General features: G+C 71.7%; 11 protein-coding genes. 6 read left to right on the top strand and 5 right to left on the bottom strand.

The window, feature by feature from the left end:
• Positions 1-128 precede the first annotated feature (128 nt).
• The 3 genes from AC2IPW_RS07195 (at position 129) to AC2IPW_RS07185 (ending at position 2,986) form a co-directional block, all read left to right on the top strand.
• A complete protein-coding gene (locus AC2IPW_RS07195) occupies positions 129-743 on the top strand; it encodes a class I SAM-dependent methyltransferase (RefSeq protein ID WP_486376571.1) in 615 nt (204 codons plus the stop codon).
• 181 nt (positions 744-924) lie between these two features.
• A complete protein-coding gene (locus AC2IPW_RS07190) occupies positions 925-1,887 on the top strand; it encodes a ferritin-like domain-containing protein (protein WP_486376570.1) in 963 nt (320 codons plus the stop codon).
• 121 nt (positions 1,888-2,008) lie between these two features.
• Entirely contained in the window at positions 2,009-2,986 is a 978-nt protein-coding gene (locus AC2IPW_RS07185) for a pseudouridine synthase (protein WP_054373427.1), read from the top strand.
• Positions 2,987-3,073: 87 nt separating this feature from the next.
• Here AC2IPW_RS07185 and ychF read toward each other — a convergent pair whose 3' ends face one another.
• The 3 genes from ychF to AC2IPW_RS07170 are packed head-to-tail and all read right to left on the bottom strand — an operon-like array spanning position 3,074 to position 5,213.
• Entirely contained in the window at positions 3,074-4,153 is a 1,080-nt protein-coding gene (gene ychF / locus AC2IPW_RS07180; protein ID WP_003935048.1) for a redox-regulated ATPase YchF, read from the bottom strand.
• Between the two features lie 12 nt (positions 4,154-4,165).
• Positions 4,166-4,810, bottom strand: coding sequence for a class I SAM-dependent methyltransferase (locus AC2IPW_RS07175; protein ID WP_486376569.1), 645 nt, complete (start codon positions 4,808-4,810; stop codon positions 4,166-4,168).
• Positions 4,797-5,213, bottom strand: coding sequence for a hypothetical protein (locus AC2IPW_RS07170; RefSeq protein ID WP_371384495.1), 417 nt, complete (start codon positions 5,211-5,213; stop codon positions 4,797-4,799). Before AC2IPW_RS07170 ends, AC2IPW_RS07175 begins: the two co-directional genes overlap by 14 nt.
• A 129-nt stretch (positions 5,214-5,342) precedes the next feature.
• On the opposite strand from AC2IPW_RS07170, the gene AC2IPW_RS07165 reads away from it, so the two are divergent.
• A complete protein-coding gene (locus tag AC2IPW_RS07165; protein WP_371384494.1) occupies positions 5,343-6,512 on the top strand; it encodes an AI-2E family transporter in 1,170 nt (389 codons plus the stop codon).
• A 10-nt stretch (positions 6,513-6,522) separates the two neighbouring features.
• Here AC2IPW_RS07165 and AC2IPW_RS07160 read toward each other — a convergent pair whose 3' ends face one another.
• Positions 6,523-9,498, bottom strand: coding sequence for an AAA family ATPase (locus tag AC2IPW_RS07160; protein WP_486376568.1), 2,976 nt, complete (start codon positions 9,496-9,498; stop codon positions 6,523-6,525).
• On the bottom strand, positions 9,495-10,670 hold the full coding sequence (locus tag AC2IPW_RS07155) for a metallophosphoesterase family protein (protein ID WP_416063025.1): 1,176 nt from the start codon (positions 10,668-10,670) through the stop codon (positions 9,495-9,497). Before AC2IPW_RS07155 ends, AC2IPW_RS07160 begins: the two co-directional genes overlap by 4 nt.
• A gap of 84 nt (positions 10,671-10,754) precedes the next feature.
• Between AC2IPW_RS07155 and AC2IPW_RS07150 the strand changes: the two genes are divergently transcribed.
• Both AC2IPW_RS07150 and AC2IPW_RS07145 read left to right on the top strand, forming a co-directional pair.
• Positions 10,755-11,918, top strand: a complete 1,164-nt coding sequence (locus tag AC2IPW_RS07150) for a DNA recombination protein RmuC (RefSeq protein WP_040781409.1) — start codon at positions 10,755-10,757, stop codon at positions 11,916-11,918.
• Positions 11,919-11,941: 23 nt separating this feature from the next.
• Entirely contained in the window at positions 11,942-12,901 is a 960-nt protein-coding gene (locus AC2IPW_RS07145) for a DUF6542 domain-containing protein (RefSeq protein WP_486376567.1), read from the top strand.
• Positions 12,902-12,907 lie beyond the last annotated feature (6 nt).

The raw sequence follows: 12,907 nt of genomic DNA, 5'->3' as shown, positions 1-12,907 counted from the left end.
CCGGGACGCCCGCAGGTGCGCTCGACAGCCCGGCACCCCGGGTGCCTAAGGTGACCGCATACGGTGACTGCGACCCGCGCCGCTGGGGACCGCGGCCCGCCGCACGGCCGAATCGAGGAGGAACGACGATGAGCGATCGCATCCCCAGCCAGTGGGAAGAGATCACCGCGGCCGACCCCGCGCATTCCACCTGGTACGTCGAGCGGTTCCGGAAGATGGCGGCCGAGGGTAAGGACATCGCCGGCGAAGCCCGACTGGTCGATGCCATGCTCGACCGCGGCGGGCGAGTCCTCGACGCAGGCTGCGGCCCGGGACGGATCGGTGGCTATCTGCACCGAGCCGGTCACGCGGTGGTCGGCGTCGACGTCGATCCGATCCTGATCGCCGCTGCGGAACAGGACCATCCCGGCCCCACCTGGCTCGTCGGCGACCTCGCCGAACTGGATCTGCCGGCCCGCGGTGTCGCGGCGGATTTCGACGTCATCGTCTGCGCGGGCAACGTGATGACTTTCCTGGCGCCCTCCACTCGTGGCGCGGTACTGGCGGGATTCGCCCGTCATCTCGCCCCGACGGGCCGGGCGGTCGTGGGATTCGGCGCGGAGCGGGGCTACGAGTTCCCGCAGTTCTTCGCCGACGCCGCGGCCAACGGTCTCGCGGTGGATCTGAAGCTCTCGACCTGGGATCTGCGCCCGTTCACCGACGAGTCCGGGTTCCTGGTCGCGGTGCTGTCGCGCGTGGACTGATAGGCCGCTCTACCGTTCGCCGTCCCTGCCGTCGGCGCATGACCCGGACACCCCGCAGGTCATGCGCCCTTCGAGTGTGTTCTCCCTCACATCGCGTTACCCGCCGGTAGGGGTCGGGTAGCCGATTCGTGTCACGTCGGTGAGCCCCATCGATGACATCGACCGAAGGAGCGAACGCACGATGACCAAGACCGACACCGCCACGCTGCTCACCCAGTTGCGAGCACTGCTCGACCTGACCAACACCGAGATCCAGGTCGCCGAGACCCGGATCGCCCAGGCCCGCACCGAGGCCGTCCGCCGCGAACTGACCGAGAACGCCGCCAACGGCCGCGACCGCGCCGAGGCCATCGAGCGCACCATCCGCGAACTGGGCGGCCTGCCCGACGTCATCGGACCGTTCGTCGGCCGCGCCGGCGCCGCGGTGAAGGCCATGGTCGAACAGGCCCAGCCGTTCGACGAGGCGCTCCTGGGCGACCTCGCGCTCGAGCACCAGCTTCTCGACCGCGCCCGCTATCTCAAGGCCCTCGCCACGGCCGCCCAGACCCCCGCGGTCGTCGGCCTGGCCGATCGTCTGATCACCGCCCACAGCGCAACTGTGGAGTGGTTGACGACCGTTCTGGCCGAGGATGCCCTCGGCGGGCCCGCCGCGCTGCGACGGACCCCGCTGCAGGCGGCCGCCGGCGCGGCGGTGCGGATCGTCAACATCCCGGTGATGTGGTCCACGCGCGGCATCGACCGCGCGATCGACGCCGCCCGCTCCACGCGACCCGCCCTGGGTTCATTGCTGGCCCGTGGCGCGCATGCCGGTGACGTCGCCACCAAGACCCTGACGGCCAGCCGGGACGCGGCGCTCGAGACCGCCGAACGGATCACCCGCCGCGAAGGTGCGGACGGAACTGCCCAGGCGATCCACACGGCGCGCAGCGCCACCGGCATCCTCTCCGCCGAGGAACTTCCGATCGCCGACTACGACAGCCTCAATGTCTCCCAGGCGGTCGCCGAGGTCAAGGAACTGACCGAACCGGCCGACGTGCGCGCGATCGTCGCGTACGAGGAGGCCCACAAGAACCGGCACGGTGTCGTGTCGGCCGCCCAGACCCGCCTGGCCGCCATCGCCCAGGAGGTCGTCGGGCTCCACTGATCGACCGTCACACCAGATCGCCAGGTTCCGCGTCGCGGGGCCCGGCGATCGCGTGTGAGCCAGGCAGTGCCGCCCACGTCTCGGCCCGACCCGCGGCACGGACCGACCGGCAGGCGGTGGGATGATGACGGGCGTGCCGATGCCCTCCCCGCTCCCCGTCAAGAACGGGGTCGGACCCACGCGCCTGCGAGTCCCGACGTCCGGACCGTGGGCAACGATCGCCGCGTACGTCGTCGCGAGGTTCGACCACCTGGACGCCGACGACCTGTACCGGCGGTTCGACGCCGGCGAGATCGTGGGCGCCGACGGCAGTCCCATCGGTCGCGGCACCGCGCTGGGCACGCATCGGTTCGTCTGGTACTACCGCGATCTGCCGGTGGAGGAACCGATGCCGTTCCACGAGGAGATCCTGCATGTCGACGACGACCTCGTCGTGATCGACAAGCCGCACTTCCTCCCGACCACCCCCGGCGGGCGATACCTGCGCGAGTCCGCGCTCGTCCGGTTGCGGACCCGCCTCGACAACCCGGACCTGACGCCGATCCATCGACTGGACCGGCCGACCGCCGGCCTGGTGATGTTCTCGGCCCGTCCCGCGACGCGTGGCGCGTACCAGTCGCTGTTCGAAAAGCGGCGGGTCTTCAAGGTTTACGAGGCGGTGTCGGCGCGACCGCCCGGGTGGGACCCGGACGCACCGGCGCTTACCGGGCGGGCCCTGCCCTTCGTCTACCGCAACCACATCGAGGCGCGACGCGGCGAGTTACGGGTGGTCGTCGACAACTTCCGTGAACCCAACGCCGAGACGACGGTCGAGGTGCGCGGAACCGGCGTGAGCGCCTCCGGACGTGCTGTGCTGCATACGGTTCTGCGTCCACGCACCGGACGGATGCACCAGTTGCGGGTGCATCTGGCAGCGCTCGGCGCCGGGATCCTGGGCGACCGTTGGTATCCCGACCTACTGCCCGAAGCCCCGGACGATCATTCCCTCCCACTCCAATTGCTCGCGCGAGAGCTGGAGTTCAGAGATCCGCTGTCGGGGACGCCGCGGAGGTTCGTCACCCGCCGGACCCTGGGCGAGGCACCCGTGCCGAGGCGCTGAGCGCCGTGCGTGTCGGGTTCGGTGGCTTCGCGATCGGCAACCCGGTGAAGACCACAGCAATCACCGGTGTCACCGATGCCGTGGCCTCTAGACGTTGAAGCGGAATTCCACGACGTCGCCGTCCGCCATCACGTAGTCCTTGCCCTCCATGCGGACCTTGCCGCGGGCCTTCGCCTCGGCCATCGACCCGGCCGAGTCGAGATCCTCGAAGGAGACGACCTCGGCCTTGATGAAGCCCCGCTCGAAGTCGGAGTGAATGACACCGGCGGCCTGCGGGGCGGTCGCGCCCTGCGGGATGGTCCAGGCCCGGGCCTCTTTCGGTCCGGCGGTGAGGTAGGTCTGCAGGCCGAGGGTGTGGAAGCCGACGCGGGCGAGCGAGTGCAGACCCGGCTCGGTCTGACCGATGGACTCGAGCAGCTCCTGAGCCTCGTCGGCCTCGAGTTCGATCAGCTCGGATTCGACCTTCGCGTCGAGGAACACACAGTCGGCCGGCGCGACGGACGCACGGAGCTCCTGCTGCTTCGCCTCGTCGGTGAGCACCGATTCGTCCGCGTTGAACACGTAGAGGAACGGCTTGGTCGTCATCATGTTCAGCTCGCGCAGCAGACCGAAGTCGAGCGAGTCCTTCGCCGCGAACAGGGTCTTGCCCTCGTTCAGCACGCCCTGGGCCTTGACGGCCTCGTCGAACTGCGGCTTGAGTTCCTTGTTCTTCTTCGCCTCCTTCTCGAGGCGCGGCAGGGCCTTCTCCAGAGTCTGCAGGTCGGCGAGGATCAGCTCCGTCTCGATGATCTCGATGTCCGCGAGCGGATCGACACGGCCGTCGACGTGGACGACGTCGTCGTCGGCGAACACCCGCACGACCTGGCAGATGGCGTCGGCCTCGCGGATGTTGGCGAGGAACTTGTTGCCGAGGCCGGCGCCCTCGGAGGCGCCCTTGACGATGCCGGCGATGTCGACGAACGACACCGTCGCGGGCAGGATGCGCTGCGACCCGAAGATCTCGGCGAGCCGCTCCAGCCGCGGATCGGGCAGCTCGACGACGCCGACGTTCGGCTCGATGGTGGCGAACGGGTAGTTCGCGGCAAGCACTTCGTTCTTGGTCAGCGCGTTGAACAGCGTCGACTTTCCGACGTTGGGAAGACCGACGATTCCGAGGGTTAGGCTCACGGAATCGATATTCTACGGGGTCGCGGTCGAGCCCCCGCCAACCGCACGGCGCGCGACGGCCACCAGCCACTCGGCGTCGTCGCGCCACGGTCGCAGGTCCCAGGTGGCGAAACGCTGCTCGAGTACCAGGCCGACGGCCGCGAGATCCGCGGCGAACTGCGACGGACGATATGCCGTGCCGGTGGTGAACCCGGCGACGAACACTCCGTCCGGGCGCAGGTGTGCGGCGATCCGCCCGAGCACGGCCCGCTCGGAGCCGGGCGCGAGGAACACCATCACGTTGCCGGCCGAAACCACCGCATCGAACCTCGGACCCGGCAGATCCAGCTGCGCCAGGTCGGCGAGATGCACGGTCAGCTCCGGGTGCGACCGGGCCTCCTCCACGAGCACCGGGTCGAGATCGACCGCGGTCACCCGATGGCCCCGCCGGGCCAGCTCGAGTCCGACGCGGCCCGTGCCGCAGCCGGCATCGAGGATCCGCGCGCCGCGCGGGACGAGCACGTCGACGAACCGGGCCTCGCCGTGCAGGTCCGTCCCGGCGTGCGCGAGTTCGGCGAACCGCTCGATGTAGGCGCGGGAATCGTCGGCGCTGCGCTCGGACTGCCAGCGCGTCGCGGACCCGGGCCCGACCCCCGCCGGGTCGTCAGCAGGCGACACGGACGAGTTGCGAGATCCGGCCGGCCTGCTCCTCGGTGGCCGCGGTGTCCCCGTTCTGGGCCAGCTCGCCGACCTTGGCGATCACCTCCTGATCGCTCGCACCGGAGTCGATCAGCGGGCACGTCTCGATGACGATCGCCTCGATGGAGGCGTCGTCGCGGTCGGCGGCGAGGTTGGGGTAGCCGGTGCGGAACGCGGCGACGAACGTCGCGAGCTTAGCCTCGTCGAAGGCGCCGCGCGCCCGCTCGGCGACGCTCGACGCGGCCGAGGCCAGGCTCGAGGCGGCCCCGCCGATCGTCGTGCGCGCCGCGTCGGACTCGTTCGACGCGTCGTCACCGGAACTGCAGGACACGAGCACGACGGCCGCGGCACTCGCGGCCAGCACGGCGGTGATCTTCTTCATGGCCGGAAGCCTGCCACGTTCCGTGGTGTTCGCGCCGGTGAACCGCCCTGCGAGCCGCGGTTCCCGTAGATTGCAGACGAGCCCGATCCGCGGCGTCGAGAGCATCGGAAGGACCGTCCGTTGAGCGATGTGCAGAGCACCGAGCGGAAGCCACCGGCACCGAAACCGGACCGCACCACGCTGATCGCCTCCGGCGGGTTGGCGCTGGCGAAGTGGTCGGCGGCGCTGGTCGTAATCGCGGCGGGCGCGCTGGTCATCGGCTGGATCATCGAGAAGATGTGGGTGATCGTCCTGCCCGTGGCACTGGCGATCGTCGTCGCCACCATGCTGTGGCCGCCCACCCGCGGCATGATGCGGCGCGGCGTGCCGCCGGCGGCCGCGGCCGGCCTGACGCTGTTCCTGTTCTTCGCGATCGTCGGCGGCATCATCGCGGGCATCGTCCCGTCGGTGGTGGCGCAGGCACCGGAACTCGCGAACAAGACCACCGACGGCATCAACAAGGTGCTGGACTGGGTGCAGGGCCCGCCGTTCAACCTGAAGGACGAGCAGCTCGAGAACGCGACCCAGGTGGTGATCGACAAGGTCCAGGAGAGCGGCGCGACCATCGCCAGCGGCGTGTTCACCGGCGTCAGCACGGCCGGTTCCCTGCTGGTGACGATCGGCCTGGTCCTCGTCCTGGTGTTCTTCTTCATCAAGGACGGCCCGCGGTTCATCCCGTGGGTGCACGCCGTCGGTGGCGGTCGTGCCGGGCGGCACCTGGAAGAGGTGCTGATCCGGATGTGGAACACCCTCGGCGGGTTCATCCGCACGCAGGCGCTCGTCAGTTTCATCGACGCGTTCTTCATCGGCCTGGGTCTGGTCATCCTCGGGGTGCCGCTGGCGCCCGTGCTGGCGATCCTCACTTTCATCGGCGGGTTCATCCCGATCGTCGGTGCCTTCGTCGCCGGAGCGCTCGCCGTTCTCGTGGCGCTCGTCGCGAACGGGCTGACCACCGCCGTCATCGTTCTCGTCATCATCATTGCGGTGCAGCAGCTCGAGGGGAACGTGCTCCAGCCCGTGCTGCAATCGCGCAGCATGCACCTGCACGCGGTGGTGGTGCTGCTCGCCGTCACCGCAGGATCGTCGCTGTTCGGCATCATCGGTGCGTTCCTGGCCGTTCCCGTCGCGGCCGTCGCCGCGGTGGTGCTGCGCTACGTCGGTGAGCAGATCGACGAACGCAGCGCTACGACGGACGAACTCGAGACCACCGAGGAGACCCCGGCACTGCCGCCGGCACCGGCCGAGCCCGGCCCGGCCTGATCGGTCGGGCTCAGCCGGCGATCTCCACCGTGGACCCGGTGCGGCCGCGCACGACGTGCAGGCGGCTGGGGATACGCTGACGCATCTCGTCGACGTGGCTGACCACGCCGACCACCCGGCCGCCGGCGCGCAGCTCGTCGAGCACGCCCATGACCGCGTCGAGCGCGTCGGCGTCGAGCGTGCCGAACCCCTCGTCGATGAACATCGTGTCGAGCACCAGCCCCCCGGATTCGGCGGCGACGACGTCGGCGAGCCCGAGCGCCAGCGCCAGCGACGCCTGGAACGACTCACCGCCCGAGAGGGTCTTCGTCGACCGCACGACACCGGTGTACTCGTCGTGGATGTCGAGCCCGAGGCCACCGCGCTTGCCGTGCGTGCCTGCCGCATCGGAGTGCACGAATTCGTAGCGGCCACCGGACATGCGCCGCAACCGCACCGACGCCGATTCGGCGACCTCCTCGAGGCGAGCCGCGAGCACGTACGAGCGCAGCGACATCTTGCGCGCATTCTGCCCGGTGCCCGCGACGACTTCGGCGAGGGCCGCGAGTTCGGCCTGCTCGTCCCGCAGCGGCACCAGCTTCGCGTACTCGTCTTCGAGGCGCGTCGCGAACTTCTCGATGTCGGCGTGGCGGCGCTCGGCCTCGGAGGCTGTGGAGACGGCCGCGGCCAGCGCGGCCGCGCTCCGCGCGACCGCGGCCTCCGGTTCCGCGAGGTCCACCGGGTCGTCGCCGACCCGGGCCGTGTCCGGGTCGTCGAGCACGCCCTGCGCCGCCGCGCGCCGGTCGGCCGCCGCGCGCAGCGCCTGGTCGATCTCACGCAGGCGCGCCTCGGGACGGACGGCTGCCAGGGCCTGCTCGATGCTCCCGAATCCCGCCCGTTCCGCGGCTGCGGCCGCCTCCCGGGCACGTTCGCGCGCACTCGTCGCCGCGTTCGCGGCCCGAACCCGGGCGTCGAGCAGGTTCGCCGCGGCGGCGGCGAGCGCCGCGATCCGATGTCGGCGGGTGGCGAGGGAGTCTTCGCCTCCGGCTGCCACAGTGATGCGGGCACGGATCTCGTCGGCTTCCGCGGCGGCGCTCTCCTCGCGGTGCGCGGCCTGGGCGGCCTCGACATCCACCGCGCGTGCCTGCTCGCGCAGGTCGGCGTCGAGTTGGCGCAGCCGGACGATCTCGCCGCGACGGTGCTCGCATTCGGCTGCGGTGGCCGCCGTCGCAGCGTGCGCGGCGGCGGCCGCGGCCCGCGCTTCGGTGAGTTCGTCGAGACCGGCGTCGCCGCAGCGCTGCCGTAGCACCGCGACGGTGTTGGCGACATCCGCGACGGCCGCCTGCGCCCGCGTCAGTGCCGTGGCGGCGCGCTGCTCGGCGTCCCGGGCCGCGTCCTCGTCCGTCTTGGTCGCGGTGTCCGGGGCCAGCCGGGCCGGGGACGGGTGGGCGGTGGCGCCGCACACCACACACGGATGCCCGTCGACCAGATCGGTGGCCAACTCGGCGGCCATCCCGGCGATCCGGCGCTCACGCACGTCGAGCAGGGCAGTGCGCGCGTCGAGATGCGCGTCGCGGCGGGCGGCGACCTCGTCCTCGAGCCGTTGCAGCTGCGGGACCAGGTCCCGGAGCTCGGTGGCGGCGGCGAGGGCGTCGCTGGTCCGCGTGAGTTCGGCCTCGAGTCGGGGCAGGGTGGCGGCGGCCTGCTCGGACGCGCGCGCGGCCTGCTCCGCGGCATCGCGGCGGTTCGGAAGTTGGTCCAGGTCCACGGCGATCCGCTCGGCGCGCACAACCAGGTCGCGGCGCTGCCGTTGCAGAGCGACGCGGTCGGTCTCGAGCCGGATCAGGCGCTCCTCCTGCTCGAGCAGGCCGTCGAGGCGGACCACCTCCGCGGACCACCGCTGCTCGTGGGGCCGGATCAGTCCGCGGTCGGTGTCGGCGGGGGAACCGTCGAGCTCCGCGACGAGGGCCTGCCCCTCCCGGTCGGCGGCCAAGGGCACGGCGGCGTCCACCGCGGCGGCATGGGCGGTGGCGGCGGCTTCGGCGGCGCGGCGCGCGTCGCGCGCGATCTCGACGACCGACGCCGCCCGCCGCGCCGTCTCGAGTTCTGCGGTCAGGGACTGCAGCTCGTCGGCCGCGGCATCCAGCTCGGCGAGCTCGGCGACCGCGCGGGCGCGGCGTTCCTGGCACCGTCGCAGCTCGGTCGCCTCCGCGAGGGCCGCCCGGTCGCGGGTGTCGTCGGCACGCGCTCGGTCGAGTGCCGCCAGCGCGAGATCCCGGTTCTCGGCGCCGTCGTCGAGCAGCCGGTGCGCCCACACGACCGGTTCGGCGTCCGCTCCCGCCTCGAGGCCGGCTGCGGCGCTGACCTTGGCGAGGAGCAGGTCGACGGCGCGCTGCTGTTCTTCGAGGCGGGTGGCGGCGGCGCTGCGGCGGTCCTTGAACCAGCGCTCGACGGAACCGAATCGAGTGGTGTCGAACAGCCGCTCGAGCAGCTTGCCGCGGTCCTCGCTGTCGGCGCGCAGGAACTTCGCGAACTCGCCCTGGGGCAGCAGCACGACCTGGAAGAACTGCTCGGCGCTCATCCCCAGCAGCCGCCGGACGGCCTCCGCGATGTCGGGCAGCCGCGAGAGGTGCTCACCCGAACCGTCGAGCCAGGTCAGGCTCGCCTTGGCGTTCTGCTTGACGGTCCCGGTACCGCGCAGCTTCGGCCGCTCGTAGTCGGGACTGCGCACGATCCGCAGCCGCCGGCCGGCGATGGTCGCCTCGAGACCGACCTGGGGTGCGGTGCCGGCGGGGGCGTGATCCGACAGCAGCCGGCGCCCGTCGGCGCGGGCCCCGGGCACCGTGCCGTACAGGGCGAACGCCACCGCATCGAGGATGGAGGTCTTGCCGGCGCCGGTGCGGCCGTGCAGCAGGAACAGTCCGTCGGCGCCGAGCTCGTCGAAGTCCACCCGCACGGTGTCGGCGAACGGCCCGAACGCGGTGACCTCCAGCTGGTGCAGCCTCACGCGGACGCCTCCCCCGGTGCGGCGGTCTGCTCGGTCCCGACACCCGCGGCGCGGTCGACGTCGCGCAGCGCCTGCTGTACCCAGCGCAGCTCCCGCGCGGACGGCTCGGACCGCACGTCGGTGAGGAATCCTCGGGTGATGTCGAGGTCGGTCCGGCCGCGCACCTTCTGCCGATAGGTGACGGTCGAGGTCGCGGCGGGCGGTTCCCACTCGACGTGGACGGCCCGGGGGAAACGGGACTGCAGCCGGCGCATCGCATCGAGGGGCCGCACGGCGTCGGTGAGAACGGCCGAGACGTAGTGGTCCTCCGCCGCGGCGTGCGCGTCGTCGGTGAGCAGATCGTCGAGGACGCCGGTGAGACGACTCAGGCCCCGCACGACAGGCAGGTCGACGCGCTCGACGTCCGCCCGCCCGGCCGCATCCAGCTCGACGAGCCACACGGCTTTGCTGTGGGTGCGCTCCCCGAACGAGTACGGCAGGGGCGAACCGGAGTAGCGGACGTGCTCGGCGACGGTCTGCGGGGAGTGGAGGTGACCGAGAGCGACGTAGTCGACGCCGTCGAACGCCGACGCCGGGACGGTCTCGACGCCGCCGACCGAGATGGACCGCTCGGAACCGGACGCCTCGGCGCCGACGACGAAGGCGTGCGCGAGAACCACGGCGCGGATGTCGCGGGCACGCGCGTCGGCGCGGACCCGGTCCATCGCCGCCCCGAGAATCTCCGCGTGCGAGCGGGCCTCGGGCACACCCAGCTCGGCGCGGGTGATCTCCGGCTCCAGGTAGGGGATGCCGTAGAAGGCGACGGTGCCGTGGGCGTCGTCGAGCAGGACGGGCCGGTCGATCTGGGAGACCCGGGTGATCAGGTGCAACCCGCCCTCGGCGGCGAACGCCGCGCCGGCGCCCAGGCGGACGGGAGAGTCGTGGTTGCCGGACGTCGCGACGATGACGGCACCGGCCGCGCGGATCGCCTCGAGCCCCGCGTTGCACACCGCGACGGCGTCGGCACTCGGGATGGAGCGGTCGTAGACGTCCCCGGCCACCACCACGACGTCGACCCGCCGCTCGGCGACGAGGTCGGCGAGGGCGGCGAGGGCCTGGGCCTGGTCGGACAACAGATCCACACCGTGGAAGGTGCGGCCGATGTGCCAGTCCGAGGTGTGCAGGATCCGCATGCCGTCAGACCGTAGAGCAGCGCACCGACACGCCGTCGCCCGGTCCGGGTGAGCGTGTCGGTCCACTCGGGCATCATGCGCACCATGACGGCACTCACGGCACTGGCGTTGCTTGCCGCCCTCGCGCTCGGCGGAGTTGTCGGCTGGCTGCTGCACGCCGCCCGCAGCGGCGACCGCGCCGCGCGGGCGGAGGCCCAACTCGCGGCTCTGCGTGAGAACGAAGGGCAGCTGCGGCAGGCGCTCGGCGCCGTGAGCGAGGACTCCGCGCGCCGCCATTCGGGCGCGATCGGCGAACAGGTCTCACGTCTCGTCGGACCGTTGCAGGAGGCGGTGGGGGCGCTCGCCCGGCAGGTGGAGCACGTCGAGCGCAACCGGGTACACGCGTACGCCGGTCTCACCGAGCAGGTCGAAGGCATGCACCGCGCCTCGCAGCTGCTCTCCACGCAGACGCAGCAGCTGGTGACGGCCCTGCGCGCCCCACAGGTGCGCGGACGATGGGGCGAGATCCAGCTCGAACGCGTGGTCGAGCTCGCCGGAATGGTGCGGCACTGCGACTTCGACACCCAGGTCACCAAGGACGGGGTCCGCCCGGATCTGCTGGTGTATCTCGCCGGTGGCAAGCAGATCGTCGTGGATGCGAAGGTGCCGTTCGCCGCCTATCTCGACGCCGCCCAGGAGGAGGACGTTGCTCGACGCGATCAGCACCTGGTGCGGCATGCCCGTCAGGTACGCACGCACGTCGACCAGCTCTCGGCGAAGGCCTACTGGGAATCGTTCGATCCGACGCCCGAGTTCGTGGTGCTGTTCGTTCCCGGCGACCCGTTCCTCGATGCGGCGCTGGCCGCGGATTCGGACCTGCTCGAGTACGCGTTCGCGCGGAACGTGATCCTGGCCACCCCCACCACCCTGGTGGCGCTGCTGCGCACCATCGCGCACACCTGGCGCCAGGAGGCCCTGTCGAAGGAGGCCGCGACGATCCACCAGCTCGGCCGGGAGCTGTATCAGCGGATCGGGGTCGTCGGCGGGCACCTCGACCGGCTCGGGTCCCAGCTGGGCAAGGCCGTCGACTCGTTCAACCTGACCGTCGCGTCGATGGAGTCCCGGGTCGGGGTGACGGCCCGCAAGCTGAGCGAACTGGAGATCTTCGACGGCGAACACCCGGAGGTGCGACCGGTCGATGCGTGGCCGCGCCGCGTGAGTCCGACGGACAACTCCGAGTCCGACGGTCCTGTCGACGAAGCAAGTTGACCCGATGGGTCTAGTGTCGACATGTGTCTGCAACGCAACGTGCTCGCTCGGCGGTGCCGCTCGACATGCGGTCGGTGGCGCCCACTGTGCCTGGCGTCCCGTGGTGGGGCGCGGTCCTCGTCGCGGCGGGCTCGACCCTGCTCGGCTTCCTCATCGATGCGGCACGCGGAAACGAGCTCGGCTCGGCGTTCTCCGCGTTCTACGTGCTCGGATGCGTCGCGGCGGTAGCGGCCGTGCAGCATCGGGCGCTGTTCACCGCGATGGCGCAGCCGCCGCTACTGCTCCTTGTCGCCGTCCCGATCGCGCAGGAGTTCCTCGTCGAATCCGGTGGTGGGGGCCTGAAGGACCTGGCGCTCAACGTGGCGTATCCGCTGGTGAACCGGTTCCCGGTGATGCTCACCGCCACGGTGGCGGTCCTGGTCGTCGGCGGGCTGCGGATCTTCCTGAGCCGGTCGCAGGTACCGGCCCCGGCCCGTCCGCGCCGGCGGGGCGCCCGCGCCGCCGGGACCCCGTCACGCGGCTCGCAGCAGGACCGCGACGGTGCCGGGGCTACGAAGCCGGCGCGTGGACGTCGCGCCCGTGCGGCCGCCCGGCCCCCGGCCTCCACCAAGGCCAGCGTGCGACAGGTTGCGGACACGCGCGACAACCCGGTGGTGCGGCGCCGCTCCACCGCTCCGGCCCCGGAAACGGCACGTCGGGGCGCAAGCGAGCCACCCGCGGCACCTGATGTCGCCTACCGGCCCCGGCGAGCCGAACCGGCCCCACACCGCGCCGAACCGGCCTCACGCCGGGCGGAACCGGCCCCGCGACGGGCCGCCGAGACCCGCCGGGACTACGACCGTCGCGGCGATCACCGGTCCCGCCCCGACCGGCCCTACGAGCGGGAAGAAGTGCCCCCGCCCACCCGTCGTCGGTCTCCTGGCCCGGATACCCCCGAATACCGGCAGCCCCGAGTGCGCTACCGGGACCGGTACGAGGACTGACCGAGC

It is taken from the genome of Rhodococcus sp. NS-SX18 (assembly GCF_057367935.1).
The sequence above is the reverse complement of the archived record's forward strand: the minus strand, read 5'-3'. Positions and strand labels throughout refer to the sequence as shown.

Coding starts and splice junctions, on each gene's coding strand:
- AC2IPW_RS07150 (WP_040781409.1), top strand. CDS start 10,755: ATGACGGCACTCACGGCACTGGCGTTGCTTGCCGCCCTCGCGCTCGGC.
- AC2IPW_RS07190 (WP_486376570.1), top strand. CDS start 925: ATGACCAAGACCGACACCGCCACGCTGCTCACCCAGTTGCGAGCACTG.
- AC2IPW_RS07170 (WP_371384495.1), bottom strand. CDS start 5,213: ATGAAGAAGATCACCGCCGTGCTGGCCGCGAGTGCCGCGGCCGTCGTG.
- AC2IPW_RS07195 (WP_486376571.1), top strand. CDS start 129: ATGAGCGATCGCATCCCCAGCCAGTGGGAAGAGATCACCGCGGCCGAC.
- AC2IPW_RS07185 (WP_054373427.1), top strand. CDS start 2,009: ATGATGACGGGCGTGCCGATGCCCTCCCCGCTCCCCGTCAAGAACGGG.
- AC2IPW_RS07155 (WP_416063025.1), bottom strand. CDS start 10,670: ATGCGGATCCTGCACACCTCGGACTGGCACATCGGCCGCACCTTCCAC.